This is a genomic window from Flavobacterium sp., assembly GCF_044369455.1.
Taxonomy (GTDB): domain Bacteria; phylum Bacteroidota; class Bacteroidia; order Flavobacteriales; family Flavobacteriaceae; genus Flavobacterium.
Map to the genome: position 1 here is coordinate 43,762 of NZ_JBIPLW010000011.1, position 23,282 is coordinate 67,043.

The window sequence follows — 23,282 nt, forward strand, 5'->3', positions numbered from 1 at the left end:
TGTAGTTTTAGTGTGTGTTGTTGCCTGTCTGCCGACAGGTAGATTGTCGCAAATTTAGGGTAAATAAATGAAAACCAGAAACTACTTTTTAAATTAATCAGCCGGAAATATTATTGAATTATAAGCACCTAAATCAAACTCCAAATTTCTGGCATTTCCTAATATATCAAAAGGAACTCCAACATCTACTCCAAATCCTTTTGCATCAGAATCAGCACCAATAAATAGTTCATTATTATTGATGTCAAGAAAATCTACTGTGCCATTCTTTTTTATTTCATTAGTATCATTAATAAAAGCATAATCCGGATTATCAGTAAATTGATTATTAGTATTGTTAAATTTGATTTGACATTTACTAAACAATTTATTGAATTGTTTACTCGTATCGGTACTTTTATTTACCAATAACTCGATTTGATTGCCACCAAAAATGATACAGTTTTTAAAATCTGCTTTAATCAAATCAAAGGCAACCTGTTGATTAGTATTTGCATCGGTGTAATAATTATCTACCAAAACAGCTACTTGTTTTGAGCTCGCCCAATTGTTGTTAAAAGTACACTGTTTAAACTCATAACTTCCGCCTAAGGTACACGCTAAAGTAGCAACACCTGCAGTGTTTATAACCATGTTTTTGCCTTCTATTTTGGCAGCTCTGGCTAATAATCCAACATTAGAACAATCATAAATCTGAGTGTTTTCTATAGCCATAGAAGTGCCAGTATTGTTTTCAATCAATAAACCTATGACAGCATTTTTGATAGTTAAATTTTTGATTCTATGATTGTTAGTACCACTTCCTTGTCTAAGGTAAACCGTTCCCCATTGACCTGGAACATCAGAAAAACTAGGTTCCAATCGATCGCCTTCAAATATGACTTCATTTTCTAATGCGGCTGTAGATGAAAGTGAGCCTTCAATATGTAAAGTACCGCCTTGTTGCACCACCAAACCAGAATCGGCATGAAAATGAACTCTGGCTCCGCCAGGAATAGTTAATGTTTCACCATTGGGTACACTGGCATAACCGTAGACGACATAAGGTTTGTCGGTGTTAAAAGTATATTCATCTCCATTGTCAGGATGGTTGTGACTTAGGTTTCTACCATTGGTTTCTAAGACAGTTCCATCTTCGTTAAATCCAATTGGAATTTGATCAATAATGCCATTGACGTTATTTGGAAAAATAAAATAAGCATCTTGAATAAGTGTTACTAATTCTACTTTTTGCAAATTAGCGCCACTATCAAATTCTATTTGATCGGTATAAAGAAAATCAGTTGAATTGGCATCCGCAATTCCTGCGGTAGTTTCTATAAAAATATACATACTGTCTTTGGCCAATAACTCAACATCACGAAAAACTCTGTTTTCAAAACCTGTCATTCCATCAACAGTCATTCTGTATTTTGAACCAACCCCTTTTGCCAGCCTTATTGTTGGGATTTTGATGTCTTTGTTACTTCTATTATACACTTTTAATGTATAAGTACTAGAACCAATATTGGCAAAAACAGTATCTAAATAAATGGTGTCTCTTGAAAATTTTAAATCGCCTGTACTCGGTTCAAATACAAAGTCTTGACGGCAGGAACTAAGGGTTATTGCTAAACCAACAAAAAATAGATAAATGAGTTTACGCATCTGCAAAAGGAATTTTGGTAAATGTAAGTATTAATTTGAAAACTTTAAAATGTAATACCATAACGTTAAAAAATCAATTTTATTGCAAATGAAAGCTAAAACGTAAACTTGATTTGTTTTTCTTGTGCTAAATAAATAGTATTTTTACCAAAAAAAGCAATGTCATTTGATAAATATGCAATGCTCCAACTTTGCAATAATTGGAGTAAAAATACCTTAATGAACACTTTAGAGATTGAATATATTGATGCTGGAGAAGATTTTTTAACGGCTAAAATGCCTGTCAATCCTAGAGTTCATCAACCAATGGGATTATTACACGGTGGAGCAACCGTTGCCTTGGCAGAAAGTGTAGGAAGTGCCGCTTCTTTTTTATTCATTAATCCAGAAAGGCAGGAAGTTCGAGGCATAGAAATTTCCGCAAATCATCTAAAAAGTAAACGAGAAGGAACGGTTTTTTGTACCGCGAAAATTATTCATAAAGGGCCGAGTATTCATCTTTGGGAAATAAAAATCACGGATGAGGAAGGAAAATTAATATCGCTTTGTAAGTTAACCAACATGATTTTATCAAGAAGAAAATGACCGATTTATTCCTAAAAGTCAAAATTCATCAAGAGCAAAAATTACCTTATGTGTTATTTTGCAAACCTAATTCGGATCAAATTGTAGGTTTATTTCAAAAGAATGACCATCTTTATTTTTTAGAAACTTTTGAAGAAAAAGGTTTTGTTTTTGCACCATTCGATGCAGATGAAATTCCCTACATCCCAATAGAGTATTCTGATGTTTATGTTGAAACTGTTAAAAAAAGCAACTATTTTTTTGATGATAAAACTTCTAACATGAATCGTTCTGTTGGGAAAGATTTCTTCGAAGAATTGGTAGCAAAAGCATTAACGTCAATTCAAAATAAGGAATTCCAAAAAGTAGTGTTATCTAGAAAAGAAGAAATCACGATTCTAAATTTTGATGTTGAAACGATATTAAAGAAAATGATTCAACAGTACTCCAACGCTTTCAAGTATTGTTTTTTTCATCCAAAAATTGGCACATGGATTGGCGCAACTCCAGAACAGTTTTTGAAAACAGATGGTAATGTCTTTAAAACTGTAGCACTTGCAGGAACTCAATTGGCAACAAGTTCTAAAAATATTGCCTGGCAAAATAAAGAAGAAGTAGAGCAACAATTAGTAACTGATTTCATAGTACAAAGTTTGGAGGAATTGGTAAAAGAAATTACAATTTCAACTCCATACTCGGAAAAAGCGGGAAATGTATGGCATATAAAAACGGACATTTCGGCCACATTGAAATCAAAAAAAATACTAAAAAAAGTTATTGCTTCATTGCATCCAACTCCGGCAGTATGCGGGTTGCCAAAGCATTCAGCAAAGAATTTTATTCGAGAAAATGAAGGATATAATCGGGAGTATTATTCAGGTTTTTTGGGAGAATTGAATATCGACTTGGTGACTTTTAAAACGTTACAAACCGATTTGTTTGTCAATTTACGTTGTATGAAAATTATAAAAGATAAGGCGCAGTTGTTCATTGGTTGCGGGATAACAAAAGATAGCAACCCCGAAGCGGAGTATTTAGAAACAGTCAACAAATCGATGACGATGAAAAAGATTATTAATTGATAATGGATAATTTTTTAGTAAATTATAAAATAATAAAAGATATGAAATTGGATATTTTGGCGTTTGGAGCACATCCAGACGATGTGGAATTAGGGTGTAGCGGATCGATTGCCAAAGAGATTTCTTTGGGTAAAAAAGTGGGTATTATCGATTTGACACGTGGTGAATTAGGAACTCGTGGTTCTGTTGAAATTAGAAATTCAGAATCGGCTAAAGCTTCTGAAATTTTGGGCGTTTCGGTTAGAGAAAATTTGGATATGCGTGATGGTTTTTTTGTAAATGATGAATCCCATCAAATCAAAATCATTCAAATGATTCGAAAATACCAACCCGAGATTGTGCTTTGTAATGCCATTCGAGACCGACATATAGATCATGGAAAAGGAAGTAAATTGGTTTCGGATGCTTGTTTTTTATCGGGTTTACGAAAAATAGAAACTTTTTTTGATGATAAAAATCAAGAGGCATGGCGTCCTAAAGTGGTTTATCACTATATACAATGGGAAAATATTGAGCCCGATTTTGTAGTTGATATTACAGGTTTTTTAGATAAAAAGGAAGCTTCTATTTTAGCGTATAGTTCCCAGTTTTACTCAGAAAACTCGAATGAACCTATTACACCAATTGCCACAAAAAACTTCTTAGAAAGTATTCATTATCGTTCTCAGGATTTTGGGCGGTTAGTAGGCGTAGAGCATGCAGAAGGTTTCACTGTAGAAAGATATTTGGCCGTTAATAGCTTAAGTGATTTAAAGTAACTTTTTAATTTTTTTCTTGGAGGTAGAAAAGAATTTATGCTATATTTGCACTCGTTAAAAATGGTGGTTGTAGCTCAGCTGGTTAGAGTATTGGTTTGTGGTGCCGAGGGTCGCCGGTTCGAACCCGGTCAGCCACCCTTAACTAAAAAGTCCTGAAATTTCAGGACTTTTTTTGTTTATATAAGTTATCTTCCATCCGTTTTATCTACTACTAGTTTGTCCTTTCGATTTGCAATTTCCCACGTAATGGCATAGGCGTATTTGGCTCTTGTGGTTAGGGCATCAAACTCAATTTTGGTTACTTCGTCGGTGGCTTTGTGATAATCTTCATGTGTTCCGTTGAAAAGAAAAACTGATGGAATTCCGTTTTTAGCAAAATTGTAATGGTCGGAACGATAATAAAAACGGTTGGGGTCTTTTTTGTCGTTGTATTTATAATCTAAAGTGAGTAAGTTGTATTTTTTATTAACCTCTTCACAAATGGTAAATAAATCACTAGATAAATAATCAGAACCAATTAAATAAACATAGTTGTTTGTGTCTTCATGGAATTTATCTCGACGTCCAATCATGTCAATATTGACATCGGCAACCGTTTTGGCTAAAGGAAATAGCGGATTTTCAGAATAGTAACGCGAACCATGTAAGCCATGCTCTTCACCAGTTACATGAAGAATCAATATGGAGCGTTTTGGACCATGACCTTCATTTTTTGCTTTTTGAAAAGCCGCCGCAATTTCCATAATAGCTACTGTTCCTGATCCGTCGTCATCTGCACCATTGAAAACTTCGCCAACTTTGATTCCGATATGGTCATAGTGGGCAGAAACAACCACAATTTCGTCTGGCTTTTCTGAGCCTTCAATAAAAGCCCAAATATTCTCGGAGTCTTTTAGGTTTTCATCATACTTTGCATTCAAATAGGAAGCTGGAATAGGTTGATAATAACTTGTAGCACCTTTTGGAAAGCCAATGCCATTTTTTTTATAAAAATCAATAATGTAACGTCCCGCTTTTTTTTGACCTTCGGTACCAGTATCGCGACCTTCCATTTCATCGGATGCAATTACTGTTAAATTAGTTTGTATACGTTCTGAAGATATAAATTGAAAATAATCTGATGAATTCGTTTTTTTAACTTCAGAATTTAAAATAGATTGTTTACTTGAACAGCTTATAAATACGAAAGAATAAAGGAATAGGAAAGCAATTTGTTTGTTCATGATTTTAATGAAGATTAATAAAGGTGTAAATTATAAAAATTAAAATAAGTGCGAACATTAAAACAGTATTTATGCAAAACATAGCGACACTTTTTACAAAAGAAATCGCTCTACTTTCGCCATAAAAACGATGATGTGCTGGAAAAAAATAATAAAACATCCAAATATAGGCTATGCCTTTTCCAAAACCGTGAATAAAGTTGGTAAGCGAATTGTCGACAAAACAATTCATTAGTTTATTAAAAAAGAAAATTAGAAGCGAGGATAGTAAAAGAAATGAAAAGTAGTGCAATGTAAAAATACCATGATCAAAATAATACCAACGTTTTTTGCCGTGAAATAACCATAAAACCAAAGCAAATAAAGGCATATAAAAAAACAACGCTTTTGGAAGATTATGCAAAATTCCTTCCACAAATTTCTCCAACATCTCTTTCTGGTTGTATTTCGCCTTTACTTCTAATGTCTTCTTTACTATACCATATTCAAACTCATCAAGTTTTTCATCTGCTGGACCATATCTTTGAAGCGAATCCAATTCTTTTATATTCTTGTAGCCAAAATATAAAAAACCTTCATTTTGCTCTGCATTACTTAACTTATTTTTTTTCTGTGATTCCTCCTTAGCTTTTAAACGGTCAGACATTTTTATTGCTTTTTTAGAAATAATGCTGTCTATTTTTTTTTCGTTTTTATCAGTTATTTGTACGGTAGAACTTTGATTGAGGTCTACCAATTCATCTTTATCATTTGGAAAAACTGTCACAATGAAGAACGTTACAAAACTGATGAAAATGTAAAGTCTGATAGGCGCCAAATACGAAAGGCGTTTCCCCGATAAATATTCTTTAGTTAACGACGCAGGTTTTAAGATTAAGTTTTTTATAGTTTTCCAAAACGAATTTTCGTAATGGGTTAAGTCTTCAAAAAAATGAACAAATAAATGGTAAAAAGTTTTTCGGGTATCGGTGTTTTCCTGACCACAATTCGGACAGAATCTTTTCTCTACTACATGATTGCAATTTAGACAGGTTTTATCTTTCCTTAATGGATTTCTGGACATAAGCAATTGTTAAATAATCAAAACGTAAATCTATTAAAATTATTTCTATTTTTGAGATACAAAAAAACAAGACCATGCAATCTAAAGCGGCAACTCCAGAACACTATTTATCAGAACTACCAGAAGATAGAAAGTTACCTATGCATACACTTAGAGAAGTTATTAAAAAAAATCTTCCCAAAGGGTTTGAAGAGGTGATGAGTTACGGAATGTTGGGCTATGTGGTTCCTCATAGTATTTATCCTGATGGGTATCATTGCACTCCAAAATTGCCATTGCCGTTTATGAATATTGCATCTCAAAAGAATTTTATTGCGGTGTATCACATGGGGATTTATGGTAACAAGCATTTGTTAGATTGGTTTGTGGCGGAATATCCAAAACATGCAAAAGGAAAGCTCGATATGGGTGAAGGTTGCATACGATTTAAAAAGATGGATGATATTCCTTTTGAGTTAATTGGAGAATTGGCAACTAAAATTTCTGTTGAAGACTATATTGCACTATATGAACAAAATTGGAAAACGAGAGGGAAATGATTTCAATTCAAAGAAATACCGACACTAATTTCACTAGTATTAGAGCTATTGCTAAAGAAGTATGGCCTATTGCATATGGAGCAATACTAAGTCAGGCGCAGCTTGATTATATGATGGAGATGATGTACAGTATTTCTTCTTTACAAAAGCAAGCCAATGAAAATGCAAATCACTTTATTGTAGCTCTCGAGAATGAAATTCCAATTGGTTTTGCCTCTTTTGAGTTTAATTATAATCAAACCTTAAAAACAAAGATTCATAAGATCTATGTTTTATCCAATCAACAAGGAAGAGGAACAGGAAAATTATTGATTGATTACATAGTAAATAAATCACACCAAAATAATCAGGAAGCCTTACTTTTGAATGTTAATAAGAAAAATAAAGCCCAACATTTTTATGAGAAACTGGGATTTATTGTCAGTAAAGAAGTAGTAATCGATATTGGCAATGGGTATGTCATGGATGATTATGTCATGGAGTTTTTGATAAAAAAGAACTAATGGAATTTTTAAAAAAGATAAACAGTAAGGCAAAATCCGACTCTAATACCGGTTTCGGAACCAATGCGGCTAGTTACGGAGGCAGATTTATCTCTAAAAGTGGAAACGCTAATATAAAGAAATCGGGTATTGGACTATTTGAAAGTATTAGTTGGTATCATACAATGCTCAATATTCCGCGATGGAAGTTTTTGGTTATCATATTCGTATTTTATTTTTCGGTTAACTTTATTTTTGCCAGTATTTATTATCTAATTGGGGTAGAACATTTAAACGGAATTACTGGAATATCATCAATAGCTAAGTTTGGGCAAGCATTTTTCTTTAGCATTCAAACGTTTACCACAGTTGGTTATGGCCATATAAGTCCAAGTGGTTTTCTAACCAGTTTTGTAGCAGCGGTTGAAGCGTTATTCGGATTATTAAGTTTTGCCATCGCTACAGGTCTGTTTTATGGAAGGTTTAGTAAACCAAAAGCGCATATCAAATTTTCTGAAAATGCATTAATTGCACCTTATAAAGGCGGAATTGCTTTAATGCTTAGACTCGTGCCTTTCAAGAATACCAATTTGAGCGATGGAGAAGTCAAAATAACTTTAGGGATGAAAATAGATGTTAATGGTGTACTGACCAACACATTTTATAATCTAGATTTAGAGTTGTCAAGAATTAATGCTTTGAATTTAAGTTGGACATTGGTTCATCCCATAAATGAAAGCAGTCCGTTATATAATTTGACTAAAGAAGATTTTGAAGCTATTAAAGGCGAAGTATTGGTTTTTCTTAAAGTTTTTGATGACATGTATAGCGCGACAGTAGTGAAGCGAACGTCCTATTCATTTAATGAGATTGTTTTTGGAGCCAAATTTTCGCCTATGTTTTCTAAAAGCGATAATCAGAATAAAACAATACTTCATATTGATAAACTGAATTTATATGAAAAAATAAAGCTGTAGATTTAGTACAGCTTTATTTTTATTTTAGAGTAGCATCTAATTTTACGACTACTTTTTTAGAGACTTTCTTACTTACTACGCTTGGAATTTCAATTCCAAAATCGTCAGTGTTTACTGAGAATTTTGTGTCAATATCAATTCCATCTTCGGATTTTTTGATATGTGCTTTAATTATAATATCTTTTGATTTTCCGTGCATTTCTAGTTTTCCTTTAATGGTATATTCTTTTGAAGTTGCCGTTAATTTTGAAGTATCAAAATTTTCAATTTTACCTCTAAAAGTTGACTTTGGATAAAGGTCACTCTCCATATAGTTTTCGTTAAAATGCTCCTCCATTAAAGCCACTTTAAATCGAAATCCTTTCATTAATGCTAAACTGGCTATTTCACCTGTACTAGAATTTAAGACACAAGTAACCGATTCGTTTTTAGCTTTAACTTCTTCAAATGCGGGAACTGATGCTTCAAAAGTTATTTTTCCTGTTTTAGTAATCATTTTGTTTTGAGCAAAACTGATCAAACTTAAAAGGCAAAGTATAGATAGTAAATTTGTTTTCATTTTTTTATTCTTGAAATCCATTTTCAGCCCAATTCGTAATTTTATCAATAGTAGCTTGCGGTAATCTTGTTCCTCCGACAGGCATCAATCCTGTTTCCCCTTGTGCTTTTGATATGCTAATTAATAGGCCACGATTTAATACCGCATTTTTAACATCTGCATAAGTAGTTAAAGACATAGGTGCACCAAAAACAGGAGTTGTAGCATGGCAAATAATACAGTTATTGTCTATGATGTTTTTTACAGTATTCGTATATGTGATTTCATCAATAATAATCGGATCTCCAACTAAGTCGGATTCTGAATCATTGGTGCATCCAAATTGTAGCAATGCTACTGGAATAAGAAATAATATTGATTTTAATTTATTCATAGTAATTTTGTTTAATGATAAAAACATAATAAAATTAGTAAAAAAATGGAGTTATTATTAATTAATTTAAATTTGTAATAATATAATTCTATTTATTTATGAAAAAGAAACTGTATTTTCTTGTTATTGTACTTATTGTTCTCGCTTTGATTGGCTATAAATATGTTTATAAAAATCATAGAGATATTGCAACGGAAAAGGCTTCTTTTTCAATTTCGGCAAACGAAATTTATACGGCTTTTAAACAAAACGATAGCTTAGCAAATCAAAAATACAGTGATAAGACAATCGAAGTGCTGGGTAAAATTACGAATATAGATTCAACAAATAAGATAATTACTCTTGATGATAAGTTACTTGCCAGGTATACAAATGATAAACATCAGAGATTGAAACTTCAAAATACTATAACTTTGAAAGGAAGAATTATAGGTTATGACGATATTTTAGATGAAATCCAAATGGATCAATGTACCATACATGAATAAAGAATAAATCAAATCAAATATGAAAAAAATTACACTATTATTACTTTTGCCATTTACTTTGATAGCACAAGAAGATTTGTTAAAAGATGTTGATTCAGTGTCTAATTCAAAAAACAAAGTAGAGTCAGCTTTCAAAGCTTTAAAAATTGTAAATCTAGAATCGACGAAATTAGCTGCGAAGGGAGATTTGTATTTTATTGTTGCTCACAGATTTGGTTCACTCAAAGAGGGCTTTGAAGGTGCATATGGACTTGATAATGCTGTCACTCAATTAAAGTTTGTTTACGGATTAAACGATTGGTTTACTATTAGTGCAGCGAGGAGTGAATTAGCTTATGATTTTTCAGGTAAATTTTTATTGAAATCTCAAGAAGAAAATGGTTTCCCCGTTGCAATTGCAGCTTTTTCAAGTATTGGATTTAATAATACATTGAAGGAAAGTAATTATCCAAAAATGGAATTTAAAAACAGATTAATTTATGTTTCACAAGTATTAATTTCTAGAAAGTTTAATAGTAAATTATCATTAGAAGTAGCTCCCACATTTTTTCATGAGAATTTTGTAGTTGATGACAATCAAGATAATAGCCAGTACGCTATAGGAATGGGAGGAAGATATAAATTTGCAAAGCGTTGGTCGGTAAACATTGATTATGCTGCGCATTTAAACCGATCTAGTACGTCATCTTTCAAAAACCCACTTTCCCTTGGTGTAGATTTAGAAACTGGAGGCCATGTTTTTCAGATGCATTTCAGTAGTTCTCAAGGAATTCATGAAGCTGGTTTTTTGGGTAATACAACTGGAGATTGGACGACTGGAGATATTTTCTTTGGCTTTAATTTATTACGGGTTTTCTAAAATAAAGCGAACTTAATCAAGATAAAAAACGTCCCGAATAGTGTCTAACTTTTTGGGGCATGTACATAATTCGAGACGTTTTTTATATAATAAAAATCTTATTATTCCTTTATGAATTTTTGGCCATAATTTCTATTGTCTGTATCTGAGATCGACAAGATATAGGTTCCAGTTGCTAATTTTTCAACGTTAATAGGTTGCGTTAAATCAGTTGTTGTTAATACAACTTTACCATTTAAGTCGAATACAGAGGCTGAAGTAGGAGTTATATTGAGATTGCTTTTGAACTGTATGTTAACCACGTTTTTAGCAGGATTTGGGTAAACCGAAAACACACCATTGTTGAATGCATTTACCGCTAAGGTTGCACCTTCTACTACGAATAGTCTTTGATTTGGGTTTACATTTAGATACGTGTCAACTACACCAGAAGGCCATTTTATAACCACACTAGCAATTGTAGTTGCTTGTCCGATGCCAAAATGCGCATTTAATGAACTCATGTATCTGAAGCCTTCACCACTTCTTATGTCTCTAATTTGTTTACCCCAAGCGCCATAAATTTCAATACGAGCTCCAATTCCGTTTATATTACTTTGTATTCCTTGTAATGCTACTTTTAACCATTTATTCGTGTTTGGAACGGCATAACGAACGGTGCTTCCGTTTAATATATCGAGAAAACCATCATTATTTAAATCACCTACAGCACCAATGGCAATTCCGGCATAGCTAACAGGCGCAAAAGTACTATTATGCTGATTAAACATTATTTTATTCCCACCACCTAATACATCAAGAAATCCATCATTATCAAAGTCATAAGTTATATTATCAATGCTTAGAGAAGTATTAGTGTCCCAACCAGAACCAGCGGTGATATTGGTATATGCCTCTTCAACACTGTTTGTAGTATCGAGATTATTTCTGAAAAATCTATGCGTACCAGAACTAGCCGTAATAATGATGTCCATGTCGCCATCATTATCAAAATCACCAATAGCTGATGACCATGTTTGAATAGGCGTAACATTAATTCCGGCTATCGCAGAAATATCGGTATATACTCCATTTCCGTCATTTCTGTGCAATTCGCATGGAGGCCCAGAACATTTTGATATGAAAACATCTGTATCACCATCATTGTCAAAATCTGTAAATAATGTTGCATAGTTACCGCCACCAACACCTAATCTCATGGCTCCTGGAGTTACATTAGATTGATAGAAAGTTAAATTATTTGCAGTGCCACCTGCATTTAGATAATAACAGTTTGGAGCAATATCGTGACATGAAAAAATATCTAAATTACCATCGTTATTTAAATCAGCAAAATTGGTTCTTTGACAAAAAATGTAATCTCCTGGAGTTATATTTGTATATGAGCTTGCTGTTGATTTCCAAACGGACAAACCTTGTCCACTTCCTAAAACAACATCAGTTATACCATCTCTATTGAAGTCTCCAGCTGCCATACTCCATGAGGGCATTTGACTAGTTCCCGTAATTGGAAAATCTAAGGTTGTGAATGTACCGCCAGTTCGCTGATAATTTATTCTCAAATTATTAGCACTTACGCCAACAATATCGTCCATTTTATCACCATCCATATCAGTAACACAGATATTATACGCACTATTAACTGTACTTATGTTTTGAGTTGTATAGGTAATAGGAGTTACTGGAGGAACCACTATTGGCGTTTCAGTTAATTGAAAACTAAACCCAGTATTTTGAGTTGCTCCCATCCATTTATTGTCAAAGGCAATATAATATGTGGTTCCCGCTGTTACATTAAAAACCGCAATAGAAGAATAATCTGCACCGCTATCATCGTCACCAGCAAAACAAATCAATGAACTACATGTGCCAGTGTAAACGTGAATACGAGTGTCTTTTCTTGGCGTGTTAGCAGCAATATCAGTAGTTATTGTAACCGTGCGGTTTGCAGTTGGTGTATAAATATACCATTCGCCTCTTGGACCTGGACTAGTTTGGTTATTAGGACCATTATCTGCACAAATTAGTGTTGGAGCTGTTCCATTTATCACACCAACGGTAAATGTCCCTGGTGCTGAAATGACAGACGCACTAGCACAAGTGTCTTGTGCATTTGACCATTGCACAAATAAGAGTAAGGTTGAGATTAAAGTAATTTTTTTCATTTTTTTTTTTTTTGATTATATTTTATATTTACTAATTTTTAAGGACATGAAGTTAATGAATTTATCCATTCCTGCATCATAGCTATACCTTCATCGTGTTTTACGGTTCTTCCATGAAGAGGCATTCTAAAGGATTCATCAGTGGTATTAATTCTATAAAAAAGCATCGACCTATTTACATTTCCAGGTTGAATAATTTTTGTTAAAGCTGGTGCAAAGCTGAAATCTTCGGTGTTAACACAAACACCCATATTTGTTCTGCCATTAACCCCTCCTGTTTCACTATAGGCAAAACGCATTGGTCTATAATCACAATGTCTGTTTGGGGCGTGACAATGCGCACAATTTATATCTAAATAGGAGCGCACTCTTTTTTCTAAAGGTTGTGTGTTATCGGTATAATTAATTATGGTATTTTCTGCAGTTGGGAACGTGAAATTGTTTTCCAAATACCCTTGTGCAATCCATTTTGTTAGTTGGTTTTTCGTTTCACTACCATAGGTATAACTGAAATTTAAATTTTGAGGTTTAATTCCAATTGGAATATAGGTTGTTATTTCTGTAGTTCCCACCGTTTCTTTGTTTTTATGACATATAATACATTGAACTTCAGTTGGAATTCGATAATTGGTACTTTTTATAATATTATTTTCATCTTTCCATGCAATGTCGGTGTAACTTCCCGCTAAATCAAAATAGGCTTCTGTTTGTTCTGCGTTCCAAACATATTCGGCAAATATCCAACCACTTGCTTTTTTTATCATTACGCGGGTTTCGATTATTCTTCTTCCGCCAATAGGGGTTATATTTTGAACATTATCGTAATAAAATGTTTTTATCAATGCAGCACCAATTGGCAACTCTAATTCTTTATTGTCGGCTACAAATGTTGCTTTTGTTCCTGTAGGCATCCAAACAAATCTTTTTTTGTGCGCGTAATCTGAAAATAACGATGATGCAGGTTCGTAGGGTAATACATTTAAGGATGGAATTTGATTTTTCATTTCACCCTCAAAAAACTTATAATCGGATAATTTAGGATAGGGTACTTGAGTTAAATCTACTACTACTGGAGAAACAGGAGTATACGCATCATTATCTGAACAATTAATAAAAATTGTAAAAGATAGAAATGTTATAAGTAATAGAAGATAATGTTTTCCCATAAAATTTAAAATGCAGTCAAATATAAAAATTAATTCTATAATTTATTTAAAATTAACAAATTATATAGGAGATATTGATAATTCAAAGTAAAATTGTTGTCTAACATATTTTCATTGAGCTGAGTTATGAATATAAAAAAAGCGCTCTGAATATAGAACGCTTTTTTTAGACTGCTCCTTTATAATTATTCTTTCATAAATTTTTGAGTGTAATTTCTATTCTCAACATCTGATATTGATAAAATGTAAGTTCCTGTGGCAAGATTTTCAACACGAATAGGTTGACTTAAATCGCTAGTTGAAAGTACAACTTTTCCATTTAAATCAAAAACTAAAGCTGATTTTAGTGCCACAGTTCCAGTATCTTTTAATTGAATGTTTATAACATTTTTTACTGGATTTGGGTAAATAGAAAACACTCCATTATTGAATGAATTAATTGCTAATGTAGAGCCTTCAACTACCAAAATATTTTGGTTTGGGTTTACATTGTTAAGCGTATCTATTGTTCCTGATGGCCATTTTATGATTACTTGTGTTATTGTAGTTGCTTGACCAATTCCAAAATGTGCTGTTAAAGTACTCATGTTTTGGAAACCTGTACCGCTTTGAACATATCGGATCTGTTTTCCCCAAGAGCCATAGATCTCAATTCGTGCTCCAATTCCATTTTTATTACTCTGGATTCCTCGCAAATTAACATTGAGCCATTTATTAGAGTTGCCGTTATTAAATAAAACATTTGTTCCGTTTTGAATATCTAAAAAACCGTCATTATTTAAATCGCCTATTGGTCTATCAAAATTAGAAATTGCATACGTGTTTGGATTTGGTGTAAATTGAAAATTACCATTGCCAAACATGATATTATTTCCTGAACCTAATACATCTAGAAAACCATCATTGTCAAAATCTTGTGCTACATATTCTCTACCTAACCATGTGTTTGTATCGTATCCAGAACCAGCAGTAACGCTCGTAAAAGTTCCGTCTCCATTGTTTCTTTTAACATTAGAATATCCATTTGAAGCAGAATTTACTCCAACAATTACATCCATCCATCCATCATTATTAAAATCGCCACACGCACCGGACCATGTTTGCTCTGGATTATTCATTCCAATAGATGCTGCAACATTTGTAAAAGTACCATTTCCATTGTTTCTATAAAACTCATCAATATTACCGCCAACACCAGCACCACCTTGACCGCATTTAGCCATATACATATCGATATCGCCATCATTGTCATAATCAAACCAATTGGACGCATAATTTCCTCCTGATGGGAAATCGCCAATGCCACCTTGAATATGATTTAAATTTGTTCCGTCGTTCATGTAATATCTATTTGGCGCATTATCATCGCAAGCAAATGCATCAAGCTTTCCATCGTTATTAATATCTACAAAATTGGTTCTTTGAACTAAGTAGGATTGTGTTTTTCTATCTGTTGTATAACCCGTTCCATTGCTATTAGCTTTTAAAAAGACAACACCACTACCTGATCCGTAGATTAAATCATTGTATCCATTATTATCATAATCACCTGCTGAAATACTCCATGAAGGCAATACAGAAGTGCTCGTTAGCGGATAAGCAGTTGTTGTAAAAGTGCCATTTGTCCCTTGATACGTAATTACCAATTGAGTTGTATTTACAGCTGAAACAATATCATCTAAAAAATCACCATTCATATCAGTAATACAATTATTATAGCCACCTGTTATTCCCGATACTGGAGTAGATGTAAATGACAATCTGTCGGGAGCTGGAGGCGCTGCTTCCATAACTTTAAAATCGAAACCAGCATTGCTGTATCGATTATCAAATGCAAGGGTATAAATGGTTCCTGTTGTTGCAGCAAAAGTCACTTGGGAAGAGTTTGTGTCATTGAAATCATCATTAGACCCAACACAAACTAATGCACTACAGTCACCTGAATAGATAATTAATCGCGTATCACTGTTATTGTTTTGTGGTAATAATGTAGTAACTGTAATGTTACTGTTTTGAGTTGCTGTAAATTTGTACCATTTTCCTTTGGTGGGATTTTGGTTGTTATTATTTAATCCGCAAAATGCAGATGGTGGGGTTCCTGTTTCATTTGTAAATGCAGGAGCAGTTGTTGTAGAATTTAACAAAACAGCTGCTGCATTACTACAATTTGATTGTCCTATTGCAAATGAAATGCAAAAGAAAAAAGCGATAAAATAGAATATTTTATTCATAATATTTTTAAAATAAATTTAATTACATGTTTGTGTTTGTGATGATATCCATTCTTGCAAAAGCGCTACTGCTTCTTCATGAACCATAGTCCTTCCAAACATAGGCATTCGAATGCTTTCATCATTTGTACTCATGCGATAGTGCATAATTGATTTATTAAAGTTTCCTGGTGTAATAATTTTTTGCAAAGAAGCACTTATGGGTTCATCAGCCAATACGCATAAGCCAATATTGTTATCAATACTTGTTAAACCAAATTTTAAACGGATAGGTCTATAAAAACAACGGGCTTCATCTTGATGGCAATGAGCACAATTGGCATCTAAATAAGAACGAACTCTTAAATCTAAAGGTTTTGTAGTGTCTTTATAATCAATTGTTGATTCAATATTTGAAGGATAAGTATCTAAATATCCTTGTTCTACCAATTTTTGAAGTATATTTTTATTTTGATTTCCAAAAGTGTAATTGTGATTTAGGTTTTGAGGTTTTACTCCAATGGGAGTTGCTATTTCATTAATTTTATGACAAGCAAAGCATTCAGCATCAGAGGGAATTCTATAATCCGAAGTAACTGTTTGGCCGTTTGGTTTTTTAAATGTGATTGTTTTTGAACTGCCATTCAAAAAATCAGCAGTGTTCATTAAATCAGCATCAGTTTGTTCTTCATTCCAAATATATTCATAAAATTTCCAACCATCTTGTTTCCTAATCATTAATCGGGTTTCAATTATTTTAGTTACATCTCCAGGTTGGATAGTTTTATAATAAAATGTTTTTATTAAAACAGTTCCAACTGGAAAATTTAAAATTTGACCGTCTACATTATAAGTGGCATTTACTCCAGCAGGCATCCAAATGAATCTTTTTTTTGATGCATAATCGGTAAAAAGGCTACTTGCTGGCTCGTAAGGAATTACATTTAGAGAAGGGTTTTGATCTTTGATGTTCCCTTGAAAAAATTTATAATCTGATAATTTAAGATAAGGCACCAAAGTTAAGTCAACCGTTACGGGTGAAATTGGAATGTAATCATCGTCATTGTCTGAACAGGAGACGTAAAGTAGAGTCAATAGTGTGCAAAGGGCAAATGCAAGGTAATGTTTTTTCATATTATTTAAAATTCGCAACCAAAAATAGTAAATTTTATTTATATTTTTTTAAATAATTTGGATACCAATAAAATTTATTTACATTCTATAAGAAAACCGCAATAAAATCATCTAATTGCATCTAATTTAACATTATAATATTTTAAAGTTTCTAATGCAGAATCTGATTTATAATCAAAAATTTCTTCGTGTTGATTTTTTTCTTTCTTCAAACTGATATGCTTTATACAATTAAAAAAACGCTTTAACTCGATATCATTAGATAAAATTAAACCTGGCACTTTAATATTATCGCCGTTTTTGTCTTTGGCAACCATAGTAAAATGACTCGAATTGCAATGCTTTACTTTTCCAGTTTGAATATTTTCAGCTTCTACTCGAATGCCAATAATCATTGATGTTTTTCCAACATAGTTTACAGATGCTTTCATCGTAACCAATTCACCTACTTCAATAGGATTCAAAAAATCTACTGTATCTACTGATGCCGTTACACAGTAATGTCCGGAAAATTTTGAAGCACAAGCAAAAGCAATTTGATCTAATAAAGATAAAATATAACCACCATGAATTTTGCCACTAAAATTGGTATGCGAAGGCAACATCAACTCTGCTATTGTAATTTTTGATGAGGCTACAGTTTTAAATAAATCATTCATCTTTTTGAGCTCTTTGTAAAATGTTCTCAGGCAGGGCTCTCTTAGCTTTAGCTCCCATTTTTTTTAAGTTTTCAACTCTTCTTACCAAATTACCGTCACCTGAAGATAATTTTTTCATTGATTCTTCATATGCTTTTTTGCCTTCATCCATTTTTTTACCAACTAATACTAAATCATCAACAAAACCTTGAAATTTGTCATATAATGCACCAGCTTGTCGGGCAATTTCCAAAGCATTTTCTTGTTGTTTCTGATTGGTCCACATGCTATCTATGGTTCGCAATGTTGCAAGCAGTGTAGTTGGTGTTACAATTATAATATTCTTTTCAAAAGCTTTGTTATATAAACTTGTATCTTCGTTTAATGCCAATGCAAATGCGGATTCGATAGGAATAAATAACAATACAAAATCGGGACTTTCCATTTGATACAAATCGTGATAATTTTTTTCACTCAATTGGTCAACATGGCGTTTCAACGCGATGACATGTTCTTTCAAATGTTGTGCTTTAGCATCATCTTCTTCTTCGTTAACGTAGCGTTCATAGGCAGTTAAGGTAACTTTCGAGTCTACAATCATTTTCTTTCCATCAGGTAGGTTAATCACCACATCAGGAAAAACGCGGTTACCTTCTTCTGTAGTGAAACTTTGTTGCACGGCATATTCTCTACCTTTAACTAATCCTGATTTTTCGAGAACACGTTCCAAAATCAACTCGCCCCAATTGCCTTGCATTTTGCTGTCGCCTTTCAAAGCTTTAGTCAGGTTTAAAGTTTCTTTACTCATTTGTTCGTTCATTTCGCGCAAGCCAAGAATTTGTTGACGCAACGCCGCGTGATAATCAATACTTTCCTTGTGAGTATCTTCCACTTTCTTTTCAAAAAGCTGAATTTTATCTTGCAATGGCGTTAGTATATTTTTGAGATTTTCCTTGTTTTGTTCCGTGAACTTATTTGTTTTTTCTTCAAGGATTTTGTTGGCTAAATTTTCAAATTCTTTGGTAAATTTCTCTTGGAGTTTTTCTACTTCTTCTTTTTGTTCTTTATTGCGTTCCCATAGATTTTCAAAATCGGTTTCTTTTTTTGATAGTTGAATGGCTAAGGAATCCTTTTCAGTTCTAATAGATTCTCTTTCTTGAATAGTTTGATTAAGCTGATTTTTGAATTGTTCCATTTGTTGATGCAACCCATTTATTTTTTCTTCTAATGAAGATTTTTCAGATTTTGAATGGGCAGAGAAAATTATTTTACCTAGGAATATTCCAATGGCTAAGGCGATGATAAAAGTGAGAATTACAGAGAGGGAATCAGTCATTTTATGAAATGTTTTTGGTAAAAATAAGCATTAAATTGAAATTACGGATTTGAATAATGTATTTTTGTTCCAAATAAAATTCATGCACCAACACTTTCTAATTCATAAACCTCACGGCTTTTTAAGTCAATTTGTTTATGCCAAAAAACGCCATAAAAAGGTACTATGCGAATTGCATAATTTCCCCGAAGGCACCATGGCAATTGGTCGTTTGGATGAAGATTCTGAGGGACTATTGCTACTTACGACAGATGGAATGATGAGTGAACACGTGAGAAGCAAAACGGTGGAAAAAGAATATTACGCTCAAGTGGATGGAATCATTACTGAAGAAGCTATTGAACGTCTAAAAAATGGAGTTGAAATCGGTTTCAATGGCATTCGTTATGTAACTAAAAAGTGTGATTCAAAAATGGTATTCGAACTGCCAGATTGTATTGGCGAAGGCAGAAAAATTCGGGACGAACGTCACGGACCAACAAGCTGGTTTTCCATCACGTTAACCGAAGGAAAATTTCGGCAGGTGCGAAAAATGACTGCTGCTGTAGGTTTTCCAACACTCAGATTAGTGAGAATTAGAGTAGGTAACATACATTTGCAATTAAAAGCTGGGGAAGTGTTGAGCATTTTTGAATTTGAAATTTAAAAATCTTTTGAATCAAAAAAAATAATTACTTTTGAGTTAAATTTTTGTAATTATGACAATAATTATTAATAAAAATACTAGTAAAAAAGAGTTTGAAAAAAAGCTTAAAAGTTTACAAAGTTCCAAGACAGAGAAAGGTATTGACTTATCAAAACACGTTGGGGTTATTAAACTTGATAAAGACCCACTTCAAATTCAAAAAGAGATGAGAGGTGAATGGTAATAAAATTGTTTTAGATACCAACATTGTGCTCTATCTGCTCGGAGGAGACAAAGAACTATTTTCAATATTAAATGGCATACATCTTTTTGTTTCGGTCATTACCGAAATAGAGCTTCTTGGTTTTAATGGCATATCTGAAAGTGACAGAACCAAAATATCTTCTTTTCTATCAAATTGTACTCTTATTCCATTAAATAATGAAATTAAAGAAATTTGCATAGACCTCAAACAAAAATCAAAATCTAAAACACCAGATGCTATTGTTGCTGCATCCGCTTTATTTTTGGGAATCCCACTTATAACTGCTGATAAAGGTTTTGAGAAGATTGATAATTTGGATTTATTTTTATATCAATTTTAATGTTATGCTCAACATCGTTCTAGTAGAACCCGAAATCCCAAATAATACCGGAAACATTGGTCGTCTTTGTGTGGGCACTGAAAGCCGTTTGCATTTGATAAAACCCTACGGGTTTAAAATTACCGATTCCAATTTGAAACGTTCTGGTTTGGATTATTGGGTGCATCTCGATTGGACAGAATATGAAACCGTTGATGAATGGATTGCCCAAATTCTTGATAAATCTAGGGTTTTTTTAACCAGTTCTCATGCCACAAAATCCATCTATGAAGTGGAATACCAAGATGGCGATTGGTTGGTTTTTGGTAAAGAAAGTGTAGGGCTAAGTGCCGAATTTTTAAATCAATTTGAGAACCATTTGAAAATCCCTATGTCCAATTTAATCCGAAGTTACAATATTGCTAATTCCGTGGCATTTTTGGTTGGTGAAGCGAAGAGGCAGCTATCAGTAAACAGTCGCAGTGATCAGTAATCATTTCTTTGCGCTCATTGCGAAGACGATTTAGCGACCTTTGCGGTTAAATTATAAAACCACAAACTTCCCTTTTTCGCCATCAAAAGTAATAGAAGAATCTTTAAAAAGCGAATTGAAAACACCTTTCGTAATCAAATTACAAGGTTGGTCTTGTAACACCGTTTCTTCCGTCATCACAATCATTTCATCCGAAAGCTGAATAGCCAAATCTATATCGTGAGTCGAAAATAAGATGCTTTTATTGGTTTCTTGAGATAGTTTTTTTAATAGTTTAAAAACCGAAACTTTGTGGTGCAAATCCAAATGCGTAGTAGGTTCATCCAAAATAATCAGTGCAGTGTCCTGTGCTAAAGCTCTAGCAATTAAAACAATTTGCAACTGTCCATCACTAATTTCGTGTATTTTTTTAGCTACTAAATGTTCTATATGGGTAAGTGCAATTGCATCATTTATTTTATTCAAATCATCTTCTGAAAGTTTGCCAAGCCAATTGGTATAGGGTTGTCTTCCTAAAGCAATCAATTCAAAAACAGATAAATTACTTGGCGGTAATTTTTCGGTCAAAACCAAACTTAGGTTTTGAGCCAAGTCTATAGATTGATAGGATGAAATATTTTTATCATTGAGCGCTACCGTTCCAGCCAATGGTTTCTGAATTCCGGTTAACGTACGTAATAGTGTGGACTTTCCAATACCATTGGCACCAACAAGCGCCACTAATTGACCATTTTCTAGACTTAAATTTAAATTCTCGGCAATACAATTGCGATGATTTTTGAATGAATATCCAATACTCAGATTAGAAGCGGTTAGTATTTTTTTATTCAATTCCAAAAATTATTGAATAACAATAGTGAATTCTTTTGTAGTCGTGTCATTGCCAAAACAAATACGATTTCCATCCTCATAAAAGCCTTGATTTTGATCGTAATAATAGGGTGGATCAACTGTTAACCTCACCTTAAAAGTAAAACTTCCTGTTTGAGTTGGGTAGCCATTAAAAAATAGTTTTCTTCCTTGTTCGTTATAAGTCATTCCGGGTGGAAAATTACCACTAACAGCATAGAAATAATCATAGGCATTATCATTAGTTTCATTGGTAATATCCGAATCAATAAAATCATTATAGCTGGTGCCAAAGGTTCCTATATTTAAATTTTTTGAGTGGATGTCAGGTCTAGCACTTGCTACACAATCAAATAGTTCGGCACATCCAAATAATAAGAACGCGGAAGAAATAAAAAACAAAACATGCATTCTACGGACTATATTTTTCATATAATACTATTTTTATTTTTTCTACTTACAATCAGCCATATTACCATTGGGGCTCCAATAATAGAAGTAATCGCATTGATGGGTAACGTAAATTCAAAACCAGGCATTTGTGAAACCGTATCACAAAATAACATAATAATCGAACCAATAAAAAGCGTTGCGCCAAATAAAATTTGATGATTACTGGTTTTGAACAATAATTTTGCCAAATGCGGAACGGCTAATCCAATAAAAGCAATAGGTCCGGCAAAAGCGGTGATGCTTCCCGCTAGAATGCTGGTGGCACAAATTATGATGTATCGTGCTTTTGAAATATTCAGTCCCAAACTTCGAGCATAGTTTTCACCCAATAACAAAGCGTCAAGAGATTTTAAAGAAATCAAACTCAATACCAAACCAATAAAAACGCAAACGGCTAAAATGGATATGTTTTGCCATGATAAATTACCAATGCTACCCATAGACCAAAAGGTGTATTTCTGTAATTGTTCGGCCGAACTAAAATACGTAAAAACGCTAACTATAGCTCCTGTAAAACTACTGAACATCAATCCAACAATCAAAATCGACATGGTATCGCGAAGCCTTTGAGACACAATCAATATCATCACTAAAACTATTGAACTTCCTAAGCACGAAGCCAAAATAATTCCATAAGAAGACAATAAAAATTGAGAAAAAAACGCTGGTAGAAATCCAGCACCCAGAATTACAAAAGCCACACCTAAACTGGAACCCGAACTCAATCCGAGAACATAAGGTCCGGCCAACGGATTTCGGAATAAAGTTTGCATCAATAAACCCGAAATTGAAAGACCAATACCAACAAGAATAGCCGTAATAGCTTTCGGTAATCGAAAATTCACAATAATATATTCCCAAGTATCTTTTGAAGCATGACCACCAAATAAGCTATTAAAAACTTCTTTAAATGGAATGTCCACTTGACCAAATGAGATATTCAATAGCAATGTCAATAGCAATAGCAATGACAAAATGATAAAAAGAAATGTATTTTGGTTTTTAGACATTTTTA

At 33.1% G+C, this 23,282-nt stretch carries 26 protein-coding genes and 1 tRNA gene; 13 read left to right on the forward strand and 14 right to left on the reverse strand.

Features of this window, described 5'->3' with window-relative positions; genetic code table 11:
- Positions 1 to 93: 93 nt before the first annotated feature.
- A complete protein-coding gene (locus ACIQ2L_RS10810) occupies positions 94 to 1,647 on the reverse strand; it encodes a hypothetical protein (RefSeq protein WP_396158643.1) in 1,554 nt (517 codons plus the stop codon).
- Between the two features lie 159 nt (positions 1,648 to 1,806).
- Here ACIQ2L_RS10810 and ACIQ2L_RS10815 point away from each other — a divergent pair, with 159 nt between their 5' ends.
- From ACIQ2L_RS10815 to ACIQ2L_RS10830, 4 genes are all read left to right on the forward strand, one after another.
- Positions 1,807 to 2,232 (forward strand): PaaI family thioesterase, encoded by a 426-nt coding sequence (locus ACIQ2L_RS10815; protein WP_396158645.1) that lies wholly within the window; start codon positions 1,807 to 1,809, stop codon positions 2,230 to 2,232.
- The gene (locus tag ACIQ2L_RS10820) at positions 2,229 to 3,293 is read left to right on the forward strand and encodes a chorismate-binding protein (protein WP_396158647.1); all 1,065 of its coding nucleotides are present in this window, start codon (positions 2,229 to 2,231) and stop codon (positions 3,291 to 3,293) included. The genes ACIQ2L_RS10815 and ACIQ2L_RS10820 overlap by 4 nt, the downstream gene beginning before the upstream one ends.
- Before the next feature lie 41 nt (positions 3,294 to 3,334).
- On the forward strand, positions 3,335 to 4,051 hold the full coding sequence (bshB1, locus tag ACIQ2L_RS10825) for a bacillithiol biosynthesis deacetylase BshB1 (protein WP_396158649.1): 717 nt from the start codon (positions 3,335 to 3,337) through the stop codon (positions 4,049 to 4,051).
- 63 nt (positions 4,052 to 4,114) lie between these two features.
- Positions 4,115 to 4,188, forward strand: a tRNA-His gene (locus ACIQ2L_RS10830).
- A gap of 48 nt (positions 4,189 to 4,236) precedes the next feature.
- Here ACIQ2L_RS10830 and ACIQ2L_RS10835 read toward each other — a convergent pair.
- Positions 4,237 to 5,274, reverse strand: a complete 1,038-nt coding sequence (locus tag ACIQ2L_RS10835; protein ID WP_396158651.1) for a M28 family metallopeptidase — start codon at positions 5,272 to 5,274, stop codon at positions 4,237 to 4,239.
- A 4-nt stretch (positions 5,275 to 5,278) separates the two neighbouring features.
- Positions 5,279 to 6,337: a DUF3667 domain-containing protein gene (locus ACIQ2L_RS10840; RefSeq protein ID WP_396158653.1), complete on the reverse strand. Its 1,059-nt coding sequence runs from the start codon at positions 6,335 to 6,337 to the stop codon at positions 5,279 to 5,281.
- 74 nt (positions 6,338 to 6,411) lie between these two features.
- Here ACIQ2L_RS10840 and ACIQ2L_RS10845 point away from each other — a divergent pair, with 74 nt between their 5' ends.
- The 3 genes from ACIQ2L_RS10845 to ACIQ2L_RS10855 are packed head-to-tail and all read left to right on the forward strand — an operon-like array spanning position 6,412 to position 8,335.
- On the forward strand, positions 6,412 to 6,876 hold the full coding sequence (locus tag ACIQ2L_RS10845) for a DUF1801 domain-containing protein (RefSeq protein WP_396158655.1): 465 nt from the start codon (positions 6,412 to 6,414) through the stop codon (positions 6,874 to 6,876).
- Positions 6,873 to 7,379, forward strand: coding sequence for a GNAT family N-acetyltransferase (locus ACIQ2L_RS10850; RefSeq protein WP_396158657.1), 507 nt, complete (start codon positions 6,873 to 6,875; stop codon positions 7,377 to 7,379). Before ACIQ2L_RS10845 ends, ACIQ2L_RS10850 begins: the two co-directional genes overlap by 4 nt.
- Positions 7,379 to 8,335 carry an ion channel gene (locus ACIQ2L_RS10855; RefSeq protein WP_396158659.1) on the forward strand — a complete coding sequence of 319 codons (957 nt, stop codon included), beginning with the start codon at positions 7,379 to 7,381 and terminating at the stop codon, positions 8,333 to 8,335. Before ACIQ2L_RS10850 ends, ACIQ2L_RS10855 begins: the two co-directional genes overlap by 1 nt.
- 19 nt (positions 8,336 to 8,354) lie before the next feature.
- Here ACIQ2L_RS10855 and ACIQ2L_RS10860 read toward each other — a convergent pair whose 3' ends face one another.
- Both ACIQ2L_RS10860 and ACIQ2L_RS10865 read right to left on the reverse strand, forming a co-directional pair.
- The gene (locus ACIQ2L_RS10860) at positions 8,355 to 8,894 is read right to left on the reverse strand and encodes a YceI family protein (RefSeq protein WP_396158661.1); all 540 of its coding nucleotides are present in this window, start codon (positions 8,892 to 8,894) and stop codon (positions 8,355 to 8,357) included.
- 4 nt (positions 8,895 to 8,898) lie between these two features.
- Positions 8,899 to 9,267: a hypothetical protein gene (locus tag ACIQ2L_RS10865; protein WP_396158663.1), complete on the reverse strand. Its 369-nt coding sequence runs from the start codon at positions 9,265 to 9,267 to the stop codon at positions 8,899 to 8,901.
- 98 nt (positions 9,268 to 9,365) lie between these two features.
- Here ACIQ2L_RS10865 and ACIQ2L_RS10870 point away from each other — a divergent pair, with 98 nt between their 5' ends.
- Together ACIQ2L_RS10870 and ACIQ2L_RS10875 are read left to right on the forward strand one after the other, a co-directional pair.
- On the forward strand, positions 9,366 to 9,755 hold the full coding sequence (locus tag ACIQ2L_RS10870) for a hypothetical protein (RefSeq protein WP_396158665.1): 390 nt from the start codon (positions 9,366 to 9,368) through the stop codon (positions 9,753 to 9,755).
- Positions 9,756 to 9,774: 19 nt separating this feature from the next.
- Positions 9,775 to 10,614, forward strand: coding sequence for a DUF5777 family beta-barrel protein (locus ACIQ2L_RS10875; protein WP_396158667.1), 840 nt, complete (start codon positions 9,775 to 9,777; stop codon positions 10,612 to 10,614).
- 101 nt (positions 10,615 to 10,715) lie between these two features.
- Here ACIQ2L_RS10875 and ACIQ2L_RS10880 read toward each other — a convergent pair whose 3' ends face one another.
- The 6 genes from ACIQ2L_RS10880 to rmuC all read right to left on the reverse strand — a co-directional run bounded on the left by ACIQ2L_RS10880 (position 10,716) and on the right by rmuC (position 19,263).
- Complete coding sequence (locus ACIQ2L_RS10880) at positions 10,716 to 12,779, reverse strand: FG-GAP-like repeat-containing protein (protein WP_396158669.1); 2,064 nt, start codon at positions 12,777 to 12,779, stop codon at positions 10,716 to 10,718.
- Positions 12,780 to 12,817: 38 nt separating this feature from the next.
- On the reverse strand, positions 12,818 to 13,945 hold the full coding sequence (locus tag ACIQ2L_RS10885) for a hypothetical protein (RefSeq protein ID WP_396158671.1): 1,128 nt from the start codon (positions 13,943 to 13,945) through the stop codon (positions 12,818 to 12,820).
- 185 nt (positions 13,946 to 14,130) lie between these two features.
- Positions 14,131 to 16,176: an FG-GAP-like repeat-containing protein gene (locus ACIQ2L_RS10890; RefSeq protein ID WP_396158673.1), complete on the reverse strand. Its 2,046-nt coding sequence runs from the start codon at positions 16,174 to 16,176 to the stop codon at positions 14,131 to 14,133.
- Positions 16,177 to 16,194: 18 nt separating this feature from the next.
- A complete protein-coding gene (locus ACIQ2L_RS10895) occupies positions 16,195 to 17,289 on the reverse strand; it encodes a hypothetical protein (protein ID WP_396158675.1) in 1,095 nt (364 codons plus the stop codon).
- A 107-nt stretch (positions 17,290 to 17,396) separates the two neighbouring features.
- Positions 17,397 to 17,948, reverse strand: coding sequence for an acyl-CoA thioesterase (locus ACIQ2L_RS10900; protein ID WP_396158677.1), 552 nt, complete (start codon positions 17,946 to 17,948; stop codon positions 17,397 to 17,399).
- Positions 17,941 to 19,263, reverse strand: coding sequence for a DNA recombination protein RmuC (rmuC, locus tag ACIQ2L_RS10905; RefSeq protein ID WP_396158679.1), 1,323 nt, complete (start codon positions 19,261 to 19,263; stop codon positions 17,941 to 17,943). The genes ACIQ2L_RS10900 and rmuC overlap by 8 nt, the downstream gene beginning before the upstream one ends.
- Before the next feature lie 82 nt (positions 19,264 to 19,345).
- Between rmuC and ACIQ2L_RS10910 the strand changes: the two genes are divergently transcribed.
- From ACIQ2L_RS10910 to ACIQ2L_RS10925, 4 genes are read left to right on the forward strand one after another with little or no spacing between them, the layout of a single operon-like run.
- Positions 19,346 to 19,909, forward strand: a complete 564-nt coding sequence (locus tag ACIQ2L_RS10910; protein WP_396158681.1) for a pseudouridine synthase — start codon at positions 19,346 to 19,348, stop codon at positions 19,907 to 19,909.
- A 52-nt stretch (positions 19,910 to 19,961) separates the two neighbouring features.
- Positions 19,962 to 20,132, forward strand: coding sequence for a hypothetical protein (locus ACIQ2L_RS10915; RefSeq protein WP_396158683.1), 171 nt, complete (start codon positions 19,962 to 19,964; stop codon positions 20,130 to 20,132).
- Positions 20,122 to 20,493, forward strand: coding sequence for a type II toxin-antitoxin system VapC family toxin (locus ACIQ2L_RS10920; RefSeq protein WP_396158685.1), 372 nt, complete (start codon positions 20,122 to 20,124; stop codon positions 20,491 to 20,493). Before ACIQ2L_RS10915 ends, ACIQ2L_RS10920 begins: the two co-directional genes overlap by 11 nt.
- A gap of 4 nt (positions 20,494 to 20,497) precedes the next feature.
- Positions 20,498 to 20,965: a tRNA (cytidine(34)-2'-O)-methyltransferase gene (locus tag ACIQ2L_RS10925; RefSeq protein ID WP_396158687.1), complete on the forward strand. Its 468-nt coding sequence runs from the start codon at positions 20,498 to 20,500 to the stop codon at positions 20,963 to 20,965.
- A gap of 51 nt (positions 20,966 to 21,016) precedes the next feature.
- On the opposite strand, the gene ACIQ2L_RS10930 is transcribed toward ACIQ2L_RS10925, so the two are convergent.
- Genes ACIQ2L_RS10930 through ACIQ2L_RS10940 form a run of 3 tightly spaced genes read right to left on the reverse strand, consistent with a single transcriptional unit; the run spans position 21,017 to position 23,277 of the window.
- Positions 21,017 to 21,796, reverse strand: coding sequence for an ABC transporter ATP-binding protein (locus tag ACIQ2L_RS10930; protein ID WP_396158689.1), 780 nt, complete (start codon positions 21,794 to 21,796; stop codon positions 21,017 to 21,019).
- Positions 21,797 to 21,805: 9 nt separating this feature from the next.
- A complete protein-coding gene (locus ACIQ2L_RS10935) occupies positions 21,806 to 22,246 on the reverse strand; it encodes a hypothetical protein (protein WP_396158691.1) in 441 nt (146 codons plus the stop codon).
- Entirely contained in the window at positions 22,243 to 23,277 is a 1,035-nt protein-coding gene (locus ACIQ2L_RS10940; protein WP_396158693.1) for an iron chelate uptake ABC transporter family permease subunit, read from the reverse strand. The genes ACIQ2L_RS10935 and ACIQ2L_RS10940 overlap by 4 nt, the downstream gene beginning before the upstream one ends.
- Positions 23,278 to 23,282 lie beyond the last annotated feature (5 nt).